At 66.4% G+C, this 18,866-nt stretch carries 14 protein-coding genes; 12 read left to right on the top strand and 2 right to left on the bottom strand.

Features of this window, described 5'->3' with window-relative positions; genetic code table 11:
• The first annotated feature begins 5 nt into the window (after positions 1-5).
• Positions 6-437: a hypothetical protein gene (locus tag FJY88_00155; GenBank protein MBM3285757.1), complete on the top strand. Its 432-nt coding sequence runs from the start codon at positions 6-8 to the stop codon at positions 435-437.
• Between the two features lie 25 nt (positions 438-462).
• Here the strand turns inward: FJY88_00155 and FJY88_00150 are convergent, their stop codons facing one another.
• Complete coding sequence (locus tag FJY88_00150; GenBank protein MBM3285756.1) at positions 463-1,257, bottom strand: hypothetical protein; 795 nt, start codon at positions 1,255-1,257, stop codon at positions 463-465.
• A gap of 20 nt (positions 1,258-1,277) precedes the next feature.
• On the opposite strand from FJY88_00150, the gene FJY88_00145 reads away from it, so the two are divergent.
• The 11 genes from FJY88_00145 to FJY88_00095 are packed head-to-tail and all read left to right on the top strand — an operon-like array spanning position 1,278 to position 16,960.
• On the top strand, positions 1,278-4,178 hold the full coding sequence (locus FJY88_00145) for an SDR family NAD(P)-dependent oxidoreductase (protein MBM3285755.1): 2,901 nt from the start codon (positions 1,278-1,280) through the stop codon (positions 4,176-4,178).
• Positions 4,175-5,122: a hypothetical protein gene (locus FJY88_00140; protein MBM3285754.1), complete on the top strand. Its 948-nt coding sequence runs from the start codon at positions 4,175-4,177 to the stop codon at positions 5,120-5,122. The genes FJY88_00145 and FJY88_00140 overlap by 4 nt, the downstream gene beginning before the upstream one ends.
• A gap of 12 nt (positions 5,123-5,134) precedes the next feature.
• A complete protein-coding gene (locus FJY88_00135) occupies positions 5,135-7,360 on the top strand; it encodes a hypothetical protein (GenBank protein ID MBM3285753.1) in 2,226 nt (741 codons plus the stop codon).
• Entirely contained in the window at positions 7,338-8,252 is a 915-nt protein-coding gene (locus FJY88_00130; GenBank protein MBM3285752.1) for an exosortase/archaeosortase family protein, read from the top strand. Before FJY88_00135 ends, FJY88_00130 begins: the two co-directional genes overlap by 23 nt.
• Positions 8,246-8,872 (top strand): EpsI family protein, encoded by a 627-nt coding sequence (gene epsI, locus FJY88_00125; GenBank protein ID MBM3285751.1) that lies wholly within the window; start codon positions 8,246-8,248, stop codon positions 8,870-8,872. Before FJY88_00130 ends, epsI begins: the two co-directional genes overlap by 7 nt.
• 20 nt (positions 8,873-8,892) lie before the next feature.
• Positions 8,893-9,729 (top strand): hypothetical protein, encoded by an 837-nt coding sequence (locus tag FJY88_00120; protein ID MBM3285750.1) that lies wholly within the window; start codon positions 8,893-8,895, stop codon positions 9,727-9,729.
• A complete protein-coding gene (locus FJY88_00115) occupies positions 9,726-11,246 on the top strand; it encodes a tetratricopeptide repeat protein (protein ID MBM3285749.1) in 1,521 nt (506 codons plus the stop codon). Before FJY88_00120 ends, FJY88_00115 begins: the two co-directional genes overlap by 4 nt.
• An 18-nt stretch (positions 11,247-11,264) precedes the next feature.
• The gene (locus FJY88_00110) at positions 11,265-12,695 is read left to right on the top strand and encodes a hypothetical protein (GenBank protein ID MBM3285748.1); all 1,431 of its coding nucleotides are present in this window, start codon (positions 11,265-11,267) and stop codon (positions 12,693-12,695) included.
• Between the two features lie 45 nt (positions 12,696-12,740).
• Positions 12,741-14,186 carry an O-antigen ligase family protein gene (locus FJY88_00105; protein MBM3285747.1) on the top strand — a complete coding sequence of 482 codons (1,446 nt, stop codon included), beginning with the start codon at positions 12,741-12,743 and terminating at the stop codon, positions 14,184-14,186.
• A 42-nt stretch (positions 14,187-14,228) separates the two neighbouring features.
• Positions 14,229-15,065: a PEGA domain-containing protein gene (locus FJY88_00100; GenBank protein ID MBM3285746.1), complete on the top strand. Its 837-nt coding sequence runs from the start codon at positions 14,229-14,231 to the stop codon at positions 15,063-15,065.
• Complete coding sequence (locus tag FJY88_00095) at positions 15,062-16,960, top strand: fibronectin type III domain-containing protein (protein ID MBM3285745.1); 1,899 nt, start codon at positions 15,062-15,064, stop codon at positions 16,958-16,960. Before FJY88_00100 ends, FJY88_00095 begins: the two co-directional genes overlap by 4 nt.
• A gap of 105 nt (positions 16,961-17,065) precedes the next feature.
• Here the strand turns inward: FJY88_00095 and FJY88_00090 are convergent, their stop codons facing one another.
• Positions 17,066-18,676: a S41 family peptidase gene (locus FJY88_00090; GenBank protein MBM3285744.1), complete on the bottom strand. Its 1,611-nt coding sequence runs from the start codon at positions 18,674-18,676 to the stop codon at positions 17,066-17,068.
• Positions 18,677-18,866: the final 190 nt, after the last annotated feature.

Here is an 18,866-nt window from a genome sequence, read left to right as displayed (position 1 = left end):
TCTGGATGGCCGCCGGTCCGGCCCTGGCTCTGAAGCAGGCTGGCGGGGAGGAGATCGAGCTTGCCGCGGTCCGCCAGGGCCCCATTCCGATGGGGGAGGTCACTGTGACGGGGGCCGGAACGCTCCCCTTGGCCGGCGTCGTCCACGCGGCCGTCATGGGACAGGACCTCCGCGTCGATGCGGCCGCCGCGGCGAAGGCGATGAGCCGGTCGCTGGAGGTCGCGGCCGTCCGTCACTGGAAGCAGCTCCTCATCCACTCGCTCCACGGAGCCGCAAAGGGGACGAGGCGAGAGACGGTCCAGGCCGCCCTCTCGGTCCTGATCGATGAGCTGCTGGAGGGTTGCTCCTTGAGTCAGATCACCCTCCTGGCCTTGGACGAGGCGGAGCGAAGCGCTCTCCACGAGGACCTGCTCCATCTGATCCAGAAGCACGCCTGAGGCCCCGCGGTCCTCTCGGAATCGATCACGCGCCGCCGCCTCCCATCGTCATCGCGCATCCGGAGGCGAAAGCCCCCAGGAGTGCGAAGAGGATGTAGGCGACCCAGAGGATCACAAGACCCGTTCGGGCCTTCTGGGGGCGCATTCCGGTGACGACCGGCACGCCGACATACTGTGTCGCGAACACCCAGAAGAACCCGAAGAAGTCGAAGGTCTGCAGGAAGGTCCTGATCCATCCGGCATCGGTGGGCAACAAGGCGGCCGGGCCGAAGGCCACATCCACGCTGCCGCGGGAGAGGGATAGGATCGTGAAGAGAACCGTGTGGATCGCTGTGGGAGCGAGAGAGAGAGTCATCAGAAACCAGAGAGGTCCGTAACGGACGCTTCCTCCGGCGCCGAAGTTCAGGATCAAGAGCAGGATGGCAGCGCCGAGAAGAGCTCCGATCACCGGCATGACGACTGACCCCGCGACTGCTCCCCAGCCCATCCGGTCGGCCGCAGCCCCCCCCGTCATTTGCTCGATTGCTTCCTCTTTCTGTTCGGCGGAGAGGCGCTGATTCGACTCGAGCATCGTTCGAACTTGCTCGATCTGCGCCTGGACGAATAGGTCCCGCAAGACGAGGCCGCTGGCCAGGTGGAGGACGAGCACGATGAGCAACGGGACGAGCCAGTCGCTTCTGCGGTAAGGCAGCCCGTAGGCCCCGGGCGAGAGACCGAGGGCCCGGAAGAACCTGGTGAGGGGGCCTGGGCCGGAGTCGGGGTGGATTGGAGTGGACGACCGCGCCCCGGAGTCGCCGGGGGTCGATAAGCTCTCGTTCATTCCGCCTCCTTTGGGCCTCGATGGCCCCTGGGCGAGGCCAGAATCGCCGTGCCGCCGGGCCGTGTCAACGCCGCCGTGAACCGGGTCGCGCCCATGGAGAGCGGGCTCTTGGCGAGCAGCTTGCCCAGGGAAGGCTCGTCTGGTCCGCCGGCCTCCCGCAGGGGCCAGTATCGGGTCGATCGGCTCTCCGGGCGAAGCGCCAGGCGGGAACTCACCATTGCTCGACCCGGCAAGCGATTGCGCCGATAATCCCGTGTTGTGGGCCCCGTGGCGGTCCGCGGCATTGGCGGCGCGGGCGGCGCTGGAGGCGCCGCGGAAGAGGCGACCAAGGAGGAACGAGAGTGCCCAAGCCTGTCCGGCTCATCCTGCTTCATCTGATGGACGGGGTGTTGCTTATCGCCTCCGTCTACCTCGCGCTCCTCCTCAGATTCGATGGGAGGATCCCGGAGCAGTTCCAGGGCGGCCTTGTGCTCGGAGCCGCCGTGGCCGTGCTGGTCGGCCTCCTCTGTCTGGATCTCTTCAAGGTCCACAGGACCCTCTGGAGGTACGCGGGGCTCCCCACGGCGCTCTCGATCGCGAACGCGCTCACGCTGGCATTCCTGGCCCTTTACGTAGTGAACCAACTCATCCGGCCGCAACCCCTGCCGAGAAGCGTCATCGTCCTCTCCTGGATCATGGCAGCCGTCCTTGTGATGGGTGTCCGCGTCGCATGGAGGCTCCTCCGGTATCCGATGCCCTGGGTGTCAAGAAAGGACCGCCGGATTCTCATCGTCGGCGCGGGGGACGTGGGGGCGATGGTGGCGAGGGAGATCGCGCGGACCGTCAACTTCGCCGGTCGCCCCATCGGCTTCCTGGACGACGACCGCGACAAGCTCCACGCCAGGGTCGAGAACATCGAGGTGCTGGGCACCACGTTCGATCTTCCCCGAATCCTCGAGGAGGAACGGATCGACGCCGTGATCCTCGCGGCCCCCTCCGCCCCGGGGAGGCTGGTGGGCGAGGTCGCCCGCGTGTGCATAGAGAAGGGGGTTGTCTGCCAGACCGTCCCCGCCCTGGCCGATTACATCGAAGGGAGAGGGGCCCTTGACCAAGTCCGCGAGATCCGCATCGAGGACCTCCTGGGGCGGGAACCCGTGGAGATCGACCTGCCTGGGATACGCCAGGCGATCGAGGGGCGCGTTGTCCTGGTGACCGGTGCAGGAGGGTCGATCGGATCGGAGCTCTGCCGGCAGCTCGCGCGCTTCGATCCCGAGCGGATCGTGATGCTCGACCACAACGAGAACAGCCTGACCTATCTGGGTCTCGAGCTCAAGGAGACACATCGCAAGCTGGACCTTCTCCACGTTGTGGGAGACATCAAGGACGAGAGCGGCATGCGCGCGCTCATGCTGGCCCAGAGGCCGAACCTCGTGCTGCACGCGGCCGCGCACAAGCATGTGAACCTCCTAGAGACCAGTCCGCGCGAGGCCATCTTGAACAACCTGCTGGGGACGCGAAACGTAGCCCTCGCGGCGGAGGCGTCAGGAGTGGAGACGCTGGCCTTGATCTCGACCGACAAGGCAGTCCATCCGACGAGCGTGATGGGGGCATCGAAGCGGGCGTGCGAGATGCTCTTGCAGGCCATGGCCTCGCGATCCAAGACGACGATGGTCGCTGTGAGATTCGGGAACGTGATCGGCTCGGATGGGAGCGTGCTCCCGATCTTCAGGCGACAGCTGGCCCGCGGGGGGCCGCTCACAGTGACGCACCCCGAGGCCCGGCGGTACTTCATGACCATTCCGGAGGCGAGTCAGCTCGTGATCCAGGCGATCCTGCTCGGCCAGTCGGGGGACGTCTTCATCCTCGACATGGGAAAGCAGGTCAGGATCCTCGATATCGCGAAGCAGCTGATCCGGCTGAGCGGACTCAGGCCGGATCACGACATCCAGGTGGAGTTCATAGGCCTCCGCCCCGGGGAGAAGCTCTCCGAGGAGATCCTGACGGCTGAGGAGACCACGCGGACGACGCGCCACGCGAAGATCCTGCGGTGTGAGCTCGAAAACGTCGATCCCGACCTGGTTGAACGCCGGGTTCAGGATCTGATCGACTTGGCCAGAGAGGCGCCGCCGGACGCCATTCGCGAGGCGATGATGGGCATGGTGCCTGAGTACGTCACGCAGGAACCGGAACCGTTGCCGCAGGAGCCCGAGCGCGTCGCCTATGATGCGCCCGCCGAGCCCCATGCCGCCTCCGACAGCGCTCCGGGCAAGCGGCTGCTCGACATGCTCGCTGCCGGCCTCGGTCTGGCGATCCTGGCGGCTCCCGCGGCGTTCGCTTACGGCCTCATGGCCCTTCTGGGCCCGGGACGCGTCGTTTTCAGGCGAGAAGACAGGATCGGAATGAACCGGCGAACGCGCGACCGAAGACTGGCGCCGGCCGGGGTCCACATCGATCGCAGATACGACGATCGGCGCAAGCACTCGCTCCCGGGACGCCCCTTCGTGACATATGCTCTGGAGTTCGAGGAGCCCGCCGGCGGCGGATCCGCGGTTCGCCATCTGAGGAGGTGGTTCGAGGCTGCGCGCGTCGATCGACTCCTCTATCTGTGGTCGGTCCTGAAGGGAGATATGAGTCTGGTGGGCCCCTCTTGCCACTTGATCGAGAGCGACACATGGAAGCAGTCCCGGGTGAGCGCCTGGTGCTTCGCGCAACGGCCGGGCCTGACCGGGCCGGCGCAGCTTGTCGGGGGGGCGGGGGAAGAGGTTCCAAACTACGATCGATACTACGGCCAGCACCGGAACTGGCGGCTGGACATCGATGCTCTAAGGCTTGCTTTGCCGAGACTGCTCAGACCGCGCAGCAACGGCAGCGGGCTCGATGTGCGGGACGTTCCCTACGCGGCTCCCGCAAGGGACGGCGGGAAGGAGGCTAGGAAGGCATGATGGCGAGGATCCTCGTGTTGCTGTGCCTGCTGGCGACGACGGTCGCCGGCGCGGGAGAGGGAGAAACCCAGAGCGACTACATCCTGGATGTTGAGGATGTGCTCATGATCTCTGTCTGGGAAAGGCCCGACCTCAGCCGCACCGTGACCGTTCGCGCCGGCGGCGAGATCACATTCCCGCCGCTAGGCGACGTGCAAGCTGCCGGCTACTCGCCGGCCGGACTGGCCAGACACCTCGAGGAACGTCTGACCGATCTCTTGCGCGGACCCGCGCAGGTGACGGTCGAGATGCAGGCTTTCAACAGCCGCCGCATCACGGTCTCCGGGGCTGTGACGGCTCCCGGGCGATACAGTTTCGAGCAGATACCGGGGATCATCGAGGCTCTCGGGGCGGCAGGGGGGTTGGGCGCCACTGCCGATCTGGGCCGCGTCCAGGTCTTCCGGAAGGTCGCAGACCAGCAAACCGTCCTCACGGTTGACCTGACGAGCGCGCTCCAATCAGGCGACTTCGGATCTCTGCCGCCGCTCATGCCGGGCGATGTGATCTATGTCCCAGCGGTTGGCGGCCCCTGGGGAGAGCTTAGCCGGGCTGCCTATGTCATTGGCGAGGTGGCCAGACCCGGAGCCTATTCCGTCGGAACCGGGCTGGATCTTGTCAAAGTGCTCAGCCTTGCCGGGGGGCCCGGGCCGGCGGCCGATCTCGGGCGCGTCCGGGTTGTCGGACGCGACGCGCAGGGGAAGAGCTTCGTTGCGGAAGTCGATCTCGATCGATACCTGGAGGCCGGCTGGTCGGACTTCATCGTGCAGCCCGGAGACGCCATCGGCGTGCCTTCGCAGCGGCGGCGGGGAAGCGGTGCCGCATGGCTCGCGACACGAGAGGTCCTCGGGCTGTCACGGGATATCCTGAATCTCTTCCTCATCTCGGACGTACTCACAACGCAGTAGGAGGCGCGCGCCATGGAGACATCTCCGGTCGTCAAGGAAGGGCGTGATCTCAGGGGAATGGCGGCGATCGTCTGGCGACGCCGGTGGGTTCTCCTGGTCCCGGCGCTCGCTGGACTTCTGACGGGCATCGTCGTCGGCCATCCGAGCATCATGCGCCCCCTGTATCGGGCCTCTGCGACAATCCTGCTCGAGTTTCCCCAGCCGGTCAGTCGGGAGCTTCAGGGGATCCTCCCCGTCAGCGGCGTGCAGGAGCAGCTTGCGAGGCTGCAATCGCTGATGCAGAGCAACGAGTTCTTGTTGAAGGTGGCGGATCAATCCGGCCTGCGCACCGATCCCGGACTCCGCAAGTGGGTCGAGAAGAGCAGAAAGCAGTATCCGGACATGACGATCGAGGCGCTCCAGGAACTGCGCCTCACGCAGTGGTTGCGCGAGACGATACGAACCGCCAGGGGTCGCACCGGAGAGAACGTCGTCGTCATCACGGTCGCCGACTACTACCCGGACCGCGCCCGGGAGATCGCGCAGAATCTGACGACGGGCGTGATCGAGGCGAATAAGTCCTCCCAGCTGGAGCGCGTGCGATCGCTGCACGACTTCAGCCTCGAGCAGCTCGTCGTCTACAAGCAGAGACTCGGCGAGGCGGAGCAGAGACTGCAGGAGTTCCAGCGAGGGATGGCCGCCGTCGTCGTCAATGCCGGTCTGATCAATGAGAGCAACGTCGCCGAAGCGCGCAGGCTTCGCTCCGAGGCATCCACCACCCTGGACCGCATGCGGGAGGACCGCGATGCGCGAAGGACGGCGCTCGAGGGGAAATCGACGGCCACCGCGGCGACGCTCCGAGAGCGCATCGTTTCGGACTGGTCGCCTTTGCTCGAGGAGATCAGGGATCTGGAGCGGGCATACGCTGAGGCGACGCTGACGCCCGGACCGCGCGTCGGGCAGGGGAAAGAGACGGCTGCTCTCGTCATCGGCCGCAAGACCGACGAGCTGCGCGCCGCAGCGAGCGCCTTTCTTTCGGAATCGGGGCTGACGGCGAGCGCCGGACTGCGTGATGAGGCCGTTCTCGCGGTCATCGCGGAGGCGCGGGTGGACGCCGGGGCCAGCAGGCTCGCGACCTATGACGCGCTGCTGGACTCCTACCAGGCGCGTGTCTCCGGCACATCGCAGACCGAAACCACGCTCCGGAGACTGACGCAGGAGGTCGAGACCAACCGGACGCTCTACAACGCGTTCGTCCAGCAGATCGCCTCGAGCCAGATCAGCGGGGCTTTCGAGACGACGAAGGCCGCCGGACGCCTGACCGTTCTCGAGCCGGCGTCGCGACCCATGAAGCCCTTCAAGCCGAACCGCGTGGCGGTCGCGATCCTCTCGACGATCGTCGGTCTTGCGCTCGGGATTGGAGCCCTCGCGCTGGTCGAGAGGCACGACCTCACATTCAGGGACGCGCGAGAAACGGAGCGATCTCTCGGTCTCCGGGTGATTGGCACCCTTCCGCAGGTGGAATCCCTGCGCAAGACCGCGCGGGAGGGGAGTTTTGTCTGGAACGCCGCGCGCCTGGGGGCCTACCTGCAAGACTCCCCGCCCTTCCAGGAGATGCGAAGGGTTGCCCTCGAGCTGAGGAGCGAGTCGGACGGCCTTGTGCGGAGTCTACTCATCACCAGCGCGCGGGGGGGGGAAGGGAAGTCGACGACCTGCGTTCTCCTGGGGGCGGCCGCCGCGGCGGAGGATGCGCGGTTGCCCGTGCTACTGGTCGATCTGGACTTCCGGCGAGGCGCTCTAGGTCGTGTCCTCGGCGTTTCGGGCGAGAATCCGGGGGTGATCAAGGCGCTCGAAGTCCACCGCCTGGAGGAGTCGTGGTTTCAAAAGACCTCCATGCCGAATCTCCACGTCCTCCCTCTGGGAGGACACCTGGCTCCCCGAAACGACCTGCTCACCTATGAGAACCTGTCGTGGCTCCTGCCCGAGCTGACGAGACGGTATGGTTTCGTGATTGTCGACTCTCCGCCGAACGTGCCGGTCCCCGACGCCCTGATCATCGGGCAACTCGTGGACGCGGTTCTGATTGTCCTGAAGGCGAGATCGACGCCGCGCCACCTCGTCGAGCGCGGAGTGGAGTTGCAGAAGCAGTTCACGGGCAACGTGCGCGGACTTCTGATGAACAACGTCGAAGAGCTGATGCCGTACTACTACAACCACCGGTACTTCGGCTACCGCTATGGAGAGCGACGCTCATCATGAGTGGACGGCGGGGGAGCGGCCGGTGAGCGTGGAGAGCAAGAACGGCGGCGCGATTCTCGCTGTGGCGAATCTCAGGCGACCGGGGATCTGGCTGATCGGCGCCTGGGCGCTCGCTGCAGGGGCTATCGTCTTCGCCTATCAGTCGACCATGGTTGACTTGTGGAATCTCTGGATGCGCAATCCAAACTACTCGCACGGTTTCCTGATTCCGCCCGTGGCGGCCTGGCTCGTCTGGCGCCAGCGGAGCTGGCTGACCGCAGAGAAGAGTCGCGCCGGCTGGCGGGGCATCGCCTTGCTGTTGCCGGCCGCCGTCCTGCAGATCGTGGGTCTCCGGGGGGACGTCGTGGCCCTCCAGGGCCTGTCGCTTGTGCTGGCACTTGCCGGGGCGGCCCTCCAGATTCACGGTGTCTCCTCCTTCAGGCGGCTTCTCTTCCCGCTCGCCTTCCTGCTGTTCATGCTCCCCCTGATGCCCTGGTTCGTCCACGGACTCAGTTACCAGCTGAAGGTCGTGGCGGCGCGCGGCGCCGTGGCGATCGCCAAGCTGATGGGCGTCATCGTGCACCGCGACGGAGTGAATCTCCTCTTCCCCGGGGGAACGCTCGAGGTCGAGAACGCCTGCTCCGGCCTCCGCTCTCTGGTTGCCTTGCTCGCCCTGGGCGCGCTCTTCGCCTATCTGGCCCACCGCGGAGTCGTCAGGAGGGTGGTCCTCTTCGCCCTCGCGCTGCCGATCGCAGTCGCGGCGAACGTCGTGCGGATCGCCGCCCTCTGCGTCTACGCCGGGATCGCGGGGCCGCAGGAGGCGGCCGGAGCGTTCCACACGGCGGGAGGGTACGCCCTGTTCCTCATCGCTTTCGCCATGCTGGTCGTCTCGAAGGGACTCCTGCGATGCTAGGCCGCCTCGCGCCTCTCGTCTTCCCCTGCCTCTTGCTGGGACTGGTCGGCCTCTATCGAGTCGCGGCGCCGCCGGGGAGAGGCGCTGAATCGAATCTGGCCTCCCTCCCCCTTGAGATCGCCGGCCTGCGAGGGGTTGATGTCCCAGTCGCCGAGATGGTTCTGGAGGATCTGGAACATGACGACCTGCTCGTCCGTCGCTATGTCCGGCCCGATGGCGTCCCCATCTGGCTGGTCCTGATCTACTTCGTGAACCGCCGACTCGGAGGGCACGATCCGCAGCTCTGCTACCGAAGCCAGGGATACCGGACGAGCGAGCTTCCCCCCTTGGATCTCGAAACGCTGATGGGGGGGATGCGGGCTTCCCAGTTCCTGGCGAGCAAGGGGAGGAGGGCAGAGCGTGTGGCCACGCTGTGGTACCGCCCCGTCGCCGGGACGCCTGAGGATGTTCGCGGATACCGCTGGGGTCTGTTCACTCAAGGGCTGCGCCAAAATCGTCTTTATGGCATCTTCATCCGGGTTTCTACGCTCGAAACCGACTCGCCTGGCGAGGCGGACCAGTGGAATCGCCGGTTTGTCACCGAGATCGTGCGGGATCTTCCGGGCCTGATTCGGGACTAGGGAAAGGACGGTTCGCAGGGATGCACCAGATCAGCCTGCTCCTTTGGTCATGGATCGAGACGACACGTTGCCTGGGGCGCGGGCGGCAGTGGGTTCCGTTCGTGCTCCTCTGGCTCGTGCAGTCGGGGATGATCCTCCTCCTGACGCAGTTCCATCGACCGCTCCTGTCCCCGCTCATGGTGCCGATCCTGCGCCTACTGGGCGGGGAGCCGGTGGTTCACTACCCGACTTTCTATCTGGCGCTTCCGAGCCTGTTCTCTTACTTCGCTCTCGCGATCGACCTCCTGGTCGCCTCCTGGACGCTGGGAGCCGCTTTCCTGATCGCGTGGCAGATCGATCACCCCGCCGAACCGACAGGCGGGGCCTACAGCCGGGCGGGCCAGTCCTACGGACGCTTGGTGCTCGCGAGACTGCCTTTGATCGTTCTCTTCGCCCTGCTCCTCTACTTCCTGCCCGCTTTGCTCTTCGGGGGATCTCAGGATGTCGGCGCGACCAGGCTGCGGCTCTTCCGGTATGGATCGATCGGCCTCGGCTCGCTATTCGAAGCCTTCTTTCTCTATGTCCCGCTGGTGCTGCTGGTCGGGGGGCGGGGCGTCGGGAGAGCCATTGGCCGCAGCCTCTCGATCATGGTGAGGATGCCCATCGCGACTTTCGGCGCCGTCTTGGTCCCAAACCTGATCCAGATCCCCGTCTCGGCCATGCTGCGGCGCGCCGACTCCGTCGTGCGCTCCATGAGCCCGGAGATGATCGCCTGGATGCTTGTCGGCGCCTCGGCGCTCTACATGGTGGCGGCATTCTATGTCGTGGGAGCGGGTTCGCGCCTCTATCGACTCTACGTCACGGAGAGGGGGGAATGAGCGTGGCTGGGTTCTGCCGGGGAGGGGCGGCCCGTCTTGCCGCCGGCGCGGTCGTTGCCGCGCTGCTGCAGGGCGGATGCTCCGAGCGGGACGCGGGGGATCTCTATCGTGCGGAGCGCGCCTACTGGGAGGCCTCGCGGATGGAGGCGGCTGTGCGGATGAGCGTCGCGACTCCGCCGACGGAGGAGGAGACCCGCCGGGTTCTCGTCGCCTTCCAGAGAGTCGTCGATTCGAAGGGTGGTGGCGCGGGCGGGGACACGGCGGTGGCGCACGCCATCGGGCGGATAAAGGCCCACGCCGAGCGAGGACTGGTCCGCGTTCACGAGATGCGCGGCGAGAACGAGGATGTCGTTCGCGTTCTCGATGGCGCGCGCAAACGGTATCCCTGGGATCTGGATTTGACGCTCAAGCTTCACGCGGAACTGGCGTCCGTCCTTCGGGCGCGGGGGGACCTGGATGGGTGCGTCCGGCTCTACCAGGAGATGGCCTCGGCCCTGCCCGCCCGTCGGCCGGACGGACGGCCGGTGGGGGCCGTGCAGGATGCCCCGCTGCTTGCCGCAGATCTCTTGAGGGAGATGGGGCGGTTGGATGAGGCCGCGGCCGAGCTTGACCGGGCGGAGGTCTACTATCGGACGATCGTGCAGGAGAGCCCCGAAGATGCCGCCTCGGCGCTGGCCTGGGTCCAGCTGGGATCCATAGAGGGACGGCGCGGAAGGTTTGCGAAGGCGGCCGAGAATCTGGAACGCGCCCGACGGACGCCTGGGGTGGGAAGCATGGAGCCGCGGGTTCTGCTTGTTCTGGGCACCCTCCAGCAAGAGGGGGAGCGGAACCCGGCCGCCGCCGCGAGAACATTCGCGGAGATAGCGGAGAGATTCCCGACGGACCCCCTCGCCGCCGCCGCCAGGATCCGTCAGGCCGACTGCCTGGGGGTGTTGGGAAGGACGGACGAGGCCCTATCCGCCCTCTCGTCGGTGAAGCAGGCCTTTCCTGCCGATGCGCAGCGATGCGCGGAGGCGGAGGCGCTGGCCGCCGCGATTCTCTCGCACGCCGGCAGGTGGCCCGAGGCGCTCGCGCGCTATCGGTCCCTCATGACCGACTACAGGACGACCTCCTTCGCGATTCGAGCCCCTTTCGAGATCGCCTCCCACTATCGCCGTGTCGGCGAAGAGAGCGCGGCGCGTGCCGCGCTCCAGCGCGCGCTCGAGGGGTACGAGGAACTACGGAAGGAGAGGCCCGAGGCGGGAGTCCTCTGGTTGGTGGAGGAGAGCACGGCTGGAGTCTTGATCCTTCTGGAGGAGTGGACGGCAGCGGCTGAGCGGCTGCTCTCGCTGCCCGCCATGTTCCCGCGCGACCCGCGGAGCCCCGCGGTGCTGATGGAGGCTGCGCGTATCCACGCGGAACACCTGGGATCTCCGGAGCGAGCCCTGCAAATCCTTGAGGAAGTGGCCGCCACGTATCCTTCATCGCCGCTGGCTGCGCAGGCTCGGCGAGAGGCGGATCGGCTGCGGAGGCCCTGAGCCCCGGTGGGCGGCGGGATGCTCTCGGCACCATGGTTCGCGGCAGGCGCGCTGGTCTGGCTTCTCTGCCTCGCCCGGAGGAGGGGCGGGCGCCATCCGGGAGACCGACCTCTGGCGATCGGATCGATCAGTCTGGGAGCGACCTGCTTCGCCCTGGGCGCCCTGGCCGTCCGTGGTTGGGAGCCCGTGAGACCCTATCTGCTGGGCCTCACTTGGGGCAGCGTGCTTCTCGGCGTGCCGACCTGGGTCGCCTTCTCTTCGCGATTCGGCCGCCCGGAGGGTGGCGCTGCGCGGGGTACGGAGGCTGCCCTCGCTTCACTTCTCTGGCTAACGGCGATCGGCCTGCTGATCGGAGGAGTGTGGCTTCCTCCGCTCGCCGTCCAGGAAGGCTCGGGGCATCCTGTGGCCATAAAGGTGCTGGGGCCTCTCGGGCGGGTCCAGATCCTCTATGCGCTAGTCGGATTGGCGATCGCCCTCTGGAACCTGCAGGGCACGCTCGAGGCTGCTCGACTCGAAGGCCGGAGACGGATCGCCCACGCCATCTACGCCTTGCTGCCGGTCCACCTGATAGGCTTCTATCTGCTGGCGGAAATGCTCCTCTATGGCGAGCGGCCTTTTCGGATCGTGACGCTCTTCCTGCCCGGGCTGATTCTTGCGATCGCGATGTCGATGCTGGCGCTTGGGAGGAAGTGGAGGGAGGAGCTGAGCCTGCCGGTACGCCGTCCGCTCGTCCCCTCCCCATCCATCGTGACGGCGCTCGGTCTTTTTCTCATCGGCCTGGCTCTGATCTCGAAGTTGCTGCGCCGGCTGGGAGAGACGGAAGCCCTCTGGTACGAGGCCGCAAGCGCCCTTCTGCTTGCGGGCGGCCTCGCACTCTGGGTCTTTCCCGGCCTGCGGATTGGCCTGCAGACGTTCCTCGACCGCCATCTCTACCCGCCTTCCCTCTCGCAGCAGGCTTCCTGGGAGAGGCTCGAGCGCGTGGTGCAGGAGGCGAAGGATCCGGCGGCCCTCATGGGGCAGATGCGGAGAGCGCTGCGGTCGATCTTCGGACCGATCCATCTGGCGCTATGGGTGGAGCGCTCCGCGGCTCGCGCGTTCCTCCCGGTCGAAGACGCAGGAATTTCCAATCTGGCGGGCTCACATCCCCTCGTCCGCGCCCTCTCGGGGCGCGCGCAGCCCCTCGTGATCACAGGCGATGCGGCATCCGTGAAGGAGGTCCCGTTGCACGTGGCCTGCGAGGAACTCCAGTCGCGCCACCGTCTACGCGTCTTCTTTCCCATCGTGTCGCGAGGCAGGCTCGTCGCAATCCTCGGATGCGGACCTGGGGAAGGCAGGGCCTTTCATCCCGAGGACCTGAAGACTCTCGGCCGTCTGAGCGCCCGATTGGCCCCTCTGCTGGGGGCGCCGGAAGAGCCAGGAGACGCCGCGAGCCGTTTGAGGGAGGTATGAGCTTGAGGCGCGCGGGGCTGGCCGGAGCCGGGGAGAGATAGGCGCATGTCGCAGACGCCTCAGACGCTGTCGCGACGGGCTTCCGATCCCAGGGGTTCCTACGGCGAGCTGCCGACTGCGCCGGAGATCGCGGAACGGACGCGGACAGTCGCGATCACAGCCGCGGCGACCGTCTTCGCGATCGGAATCGCCTACGGTCTGGCCTTCCTTGGCTACGCGCTCGACCAAGCGACTCACAGGCTCTTCAAGATCGCCGCCGTGGCCGTCCTCGCCGGCCTCTTCATGGCCCGTCCCCGCTGGCTCCCGTACGTCATCTGCCTGGTTCTTCCGTTCGGGGAGTGGTTGCCCGTTTCGCCCGTGCCGTTTCTGAATACGGCGAATCTCCTTGTGCTCGGATCGCTGCTGGCCGTACTGGTTCTTGCGCTGCGAGGGGAGACGCGGGTCTTGATCGCGACCCCGCTCAACCTCCCGATCTTCCTCTTTCTGGCCTGGCTGATGCTCTCGTGGTACTACGGCGAGTTCATCTATGCCGATCGCTGGATTGGAGGCATCGCGAGGTTCAAGTACGTATGGGGGATCATCTCCGGCTTCCTCGTCTTCTTCGTGGTCCTGCCCCTCGTGCGGGACCGAAGGGCGCTCTGGCGTCTGGTGGCCGTCCTCCTTCTGAGCGGGGCGCTTGCCGTCATCGGACCGCTCCAGGAGACGATCCGGGACGGATGGGGCAAGCGCACGGCCGGGGGGCTTGGTGACATCAACAAGATGGGCGCCTACCTGGCGATGGCGGCCGTCTTCGCCCTGTGCATGTTTCCCGCCTACAAGGCATGGAAGAAGCTGGGCGGAGCCATTGCCGCCCTGCTCCCGGCCGCAGCGATGATCCTGCCCAACTCCCGGGGCGCGTATGTCGCCTTTCTGATCGGGGCCGTTCCTCAGGTGCTTCGCACGAACGTTGCGGGCGGCGCCATTCTGGTCGCGGTTGTCCTGAGCGGGGCGCTGTGGGCTCCCTCCTTCGTGCAAGACAGAGTCGCCCAAGTCTGGCAGGCTGCAGCGTCGGAGGACAGGCAGACTGCGATCGACATCGAATCAGGAGGGCGGCTCTCGATCTGGCGGGACGCGGCGGATCTCATCGTGGACCACCCCCTGATCGGCGTTGGGTACGGGAACCTGTCGGTCGCGACCGGCATCGCCGCCGGGAACTACAAGCACGCGCACAACCTCTACATTGAGGTTGCCGGCCAGATGGGTTTCCCTGGGCTCTTCCTCCTCTTGTGGATCTTCTTCAGGGCGTGGAGACTGGGCAGTGCAATACAGAAGCGGGGGGGGCGGGGGCTCATCCTTGGACGGGCCTATCACGGCGCCATTCTCACGCTTCTCATCGCGAACATCTTTGGGACGAGGTTTCTGGATTTCGGCTTGACGGGCTTCTTCTTTCTGCTCAGTGCCGTCGTCGCTCTTGAGGAACGCTTGACACGCCCTCGGCTGGCCAAGGCGTGAGAAGAGCCCGACGGCGGGCGAGATAGGACCATAGGAGGATCGATGCGACTCGCGGGAACAGGGATCGCCAGGAGGCTCCGGGGCGCGACGCTCATCGGGCTTCTGTTCGCAACGCTTGCCGTGCCGGAGCCGGCCCGGGGACAGGAGCCCGGAGTCCAGCAAGTTCCGCCCGCGCTCCTCGCCCCCTTGGGCGTGCTCCGGATCCGATCGGAGCCATCCGGTGCGCTGGTGACGCTGGCGGGGGCGCATCGATGGCGGGGCACGACCCCGTGGGACCTTCAACGGGGCCTGCAAGGGACCTACTGGGTGAGCGCTACGCTCAGCGGGTTCGAACGCTGGCGCCGCACGATCGAGATCGCGCCCGGCGATGTTCGCGACCTATCGATCGAGCTGGTTCCCAAGCAACGGTGGAAGGCCGCGGCGCGCTCCGTCCTGCTTCCTGGGTGGGGACAGCGTTACGCTGAGCAGCCGGGCAAGGGCGCCCTCTTCATGCTCGGGAGCCTCGGCGCGGTGGGGGGGCTCTGGTGGCTGGACGAGGACTACAAGGATCATGTGGAGTCGTTTCGGGCCGCCAGGGATGCCTACTTAGCTGAGGAGAACGTCACCTGGCTCGACGATAAGAGAAGGCAGATGGAGCGCGCGCAGCGAAGGGCCGACAGGGCATACGACCGCCGCCAGGTGCTTCTGGTCGCGACCGTGGGCGTCTACGCGCTCTCGGTCCTCGACGCCTTTCTCTTCTTCCCGGAGCCTGCCGGGGGGATCTATGCGGGCGTCGCCCCATGGGGGGCCGGTGGACCGATGCTGGCTGTGGGAGGGGAGGAACCGAGCGGGATCGGCCTCTCGCTGCGGTGGCCGCTGCATGGAGGAGTGAAGCGATGAGGGCGAGAAAGAGGCTGGCAATAGTGGGATTCGTGGTGCTCCTCGCTGCGGGTGGGGCCGGGTGCTCGAAGGAGCACTCGTTCGATGCCGGCCAGAACCCACGCGATCCCTACGCCGGGGGGGTGAGGCCGCCCGTGCCGACTGGTGTCGGGGCGACGGTCGGCAACCGCCGCGTCGCGGTCTCCTGGCAGTTGCCGGACTCCTCGGTGGCAAGCAGGGTGCGCTCCTATCGCGTCTACAGGAAGGATCCGGTTTCCGGCGAGATCGAGCTCGCTGACTCCTCCGGGACAAGTCCATGCGCGGTCGAGGGCCTGGCCAACGGAGCGAGCGCCTGGTTCTCCGTGAGTGCGGTTCTGGACAACGGGCTGGAGGGGGTTCGATCCCGCGAGGCGCTCGCGACACCCGGACTCTATGCCGTGGCCATCGCCGATGGGCGGCCCGTGACGAACGCGCGCTCCGTCCTGGTGGATCTCCGCGGGCCCTCGGGGACCGCTGCGGTGACGCTGGGATCGGCCGCGGACTTGAGCGGATCATCCCCGGTCGGGTTCGCGTCCAGGCTCGCCTGGACTCTCGAGGAAGGCGATGGGGACAAGAGGGTCTACGCGCGCTTCACCGATGCGGACGGGAATCCGTCGGAGATCGTCGGCGACGCTATCCGACTGGACACGCGCGCGGAGATCAGCGACTTCAGCTTTTCGGGAAGCGAGAGCAGGTCGCCTGGAGAGATCGTCGTCTTCACACTCGTCGCGGGGGAGACGGGGGGCCAGGCGGAGGTGGAGATCACGCGGGGCGGACCGAGGCGGGCCATGCGGGACGACGGGTCGGCCCCTGATCTGGCGGCGGCGGATGGGGTCTTCGTCCTGGCGTACGAGGCGGAGAGTTCGCATCAGTTCCTTGCCGCCGAGATGGTGGGACACTTCCTTGATGAGGCAGGCAACGAGGCTCCTGAGCTCGCGGCGCCGCGCTTGCTGACCGTGCACGCCGATCCTCCCGCCGTCGTCCTCGAGACGCCGACCAGCGCGGGTCCGCGCGAGATCACGCTCCACTGGTCGCGCGCCCCGGAGGGGCTCCCCTTCGCGAGCTATGTGGTCTATCGCTCGGAGAGCCCGGGCGTGGCGACCGATCCTTCCCGCAGACTGCTACAGGAGATCTCCTCGCGCTCGCAGACGAGCGCTACCGACACGGGGCTCCCGCCTGAGTCGACCTACTACTATGTCGTGGAGGTGGTCGATCCCCTGGGCTTCTCGACTCCCAGCAACGAGGTGATGGGCCGGCCGATCGCGAACGATGCCCCGGCGGGAGTCGTCCTCGATCCTCCCTTCGGCGTCACTGCGCGCGAGGTTCATCTGTCATGGAGCCGCAACTTCGATGCCGACTTCTCCGCCTACAGGCTGATCCGAGGTGAGCGGAACGATGTGCTGCGCGACCCCAACCGAAAGATCCTGATTACGATCCAGTCGTCAGCGACGACGACCCACACCGATGCCAGCGAGATCGAGGAAGGCGCCACCTACCGCTACGTCGTAGAGGTTGTCGACGCGTTCGGCGCAGCCTCGGTGAGCAACGAGGTGGCGGCGGTCATCGACGACCTCTACCCTGCCGCCGTGACCCTCAGCGCGCCCGATCCGGTAGGGCAGACGACGATCGGTCTGTCATGGACGGCGAGCGAAGAGAGGGACTTCCAGTCCTACCGTCTCTACCGTTCGCCGAGCGCCGGAGTCGGAGAAGATGACCAGCTGATCGCGACGATCACCGAGGCCGAGCGCACCAGGTGGATCGATCAGGGGCTCCAGACGAACCAGAGCTACTACTACAGAGTCTACGTCAGGGACAAGGGGGGGCACGCCAGTCCGTCGAACGAGATCATGGTGACGACGGCCGGCAACATGCCGTAGCCGCCGGCCCTCGGCTCCATGCCGTCGGCGGGGGGAATGGAGATGACGTCGGTTCCGGGGCCTCCCGGCGAGGCATCGCCGAACCTGGCGCCAAAGCCTGGGCTGCTAGCGCGATCGCGTCTGCCAGTCGCCGGCCGGTTCGTTGCGCGCCATCAACTCGGCCTGAGGCAGAAGGTCGAGCGCGGCGAGCACCTGTGGATCCGACTCGATCAGGATCTGCCAGCGCTCGTTCTCTCCCCAGAGATTGCGGGCCATCTCGCGCTTGATCCCTGATCGGACCTGATCGATCTCCGCCTTGAGGCTGTCCGGCTCGTACTTGACCTCGCGGTCCTTGAGAAAGGCCTCATAGGAGCGCAAGACCTCATCCGTGACCACGAAACTCTGGCGGAACTCATCGAAGCTGGGCGGCCGGTAGCGACTCTCATTCACGAAGCGGTTCGCGAAGTCGAAGTAGGAGCGGTCCAGCGCGCGCTGCAGCCTGCTGTAGAGCCACCGTTCGGTGAGCTTCACATCAGGCGTGATGCCGCCGCCGCCGTAGACGATCCGGCCGGCCGCGGTCTTGAATTCGGGCATCTCGGCCGCCTCGACATCCGGAGAGGCTTCCGGCGCGCCGTCGTCGAGCTCGGCTCTCATGTACTGCTCCTTGTCAGAGTAGTCTCGCTGGATCAGGCGACCGCTGGGAGTGTAGTAGCGGGCGACGGTCAGGAGGAGGGCGCCTCCGTTCTTGAGCTGGTACTGCCGCTGGACCAGGCCCTTGCCGAAGCTCGTCTGGCCCACGACGAGGCCGCGGTCCCAATCCTGAACGGCCCCTGAGACGATCTCCGAAGCGCTGGCGCTGTAGTGATCGATGAGCAGCACGAGGGGGTAGCGCGTGTGCTTCCCGCGCCCGGTCGAATAGTACTCCTCGCTCGAGTCAGGAATCCGGCCGACGGTGTAGACCAGCTTCTTGCCGGCGGGCAGGAACTTGTCCGCCACCTCGATCGCCTCGTTCAAGAAACCGCCCGCGTTGCCCCTGAGGTCGAGGATCAACTCCTCCATCCCCTGCGATTCGAGCTTCTGGAGCGCTTCCTCGAGCTCGTCGCTGGTCGTGCCGGAGAAGCGGATCATCCGGACATACCCGACGCCTGGTCGCAGCATGAAGGAATACGGGACGCTGAAGATGGGGATCTCATCGCGCACGATGTCGAACTCGTGAAGCTCTTCTTCCCCGGGGCGGCGGATCGTCACGTGCACGATCGTTCCCCGCTCGCCCCTGAGCTTGTCGAAAACCTCTTCCTGCTTGATACCCTTGGCCGAGACGCCGTCGATCTTGACGATGACGTCGCCGGGCCGGATGCCGAGCTTGTGGGAGGGGGAGCCATCGATGGCGGAGACCACCGTGAGATCGCCGTCGACGATCTCGAAGGAGACGCCGATGCCGTAGTACATGCCGCGGTTGCGCTCCTGCATGCGCCTGTAGCGGTCCGGGTCCAAGTAGGTGGAGTGGGGATCGAGCTCGTCGAGCATGCCGGCGATCGCCCCATTGACCAGAGCGGTCCCGTCGGCCTCTTCGACATAGTTCTCGGTGACCAGCCGGAGCACCTCGGTGAGAACCTGAAGCTGCGTGTAGACGCTCCCGCCAGAGGCGATCCCGTTGTTCAGGAAGAGGACGCCGATCAAGAGCGCCGCGAGGAAGACGCATCCGGTCAAGACCAGGCCTGTTCGCTTCAGTCCCATGATTCGATCTCCCTCCGTGCCCCTCCGGCATCAGCCGCCCTACTCTCTTCGGCCGGCCGGTTCTTCTTCAACTGTCAAGAACAGCATACGGTTCCGGGGATTCCGAGGCAAATGGGGATGATTGCCCGCCGTCGCGCGCTGCCCTATCGTCCAAACGGGTGGGCGGGCGCGAAGGATCGTGGAGTAAGAG

The sequence above is a fragment of the Candidatus Eisenbacteria bacterium genome, assembly GCA_016867495.1.
Classification (GTDB): domain Bacteria; phylum Eisenbacteria; class RBG-16-71-46; order CAIMUX01; family VGJL01; genus VGJL01.
This window is presented reverse-complemented; position numbering and strand designations above follow the sequence as displayed.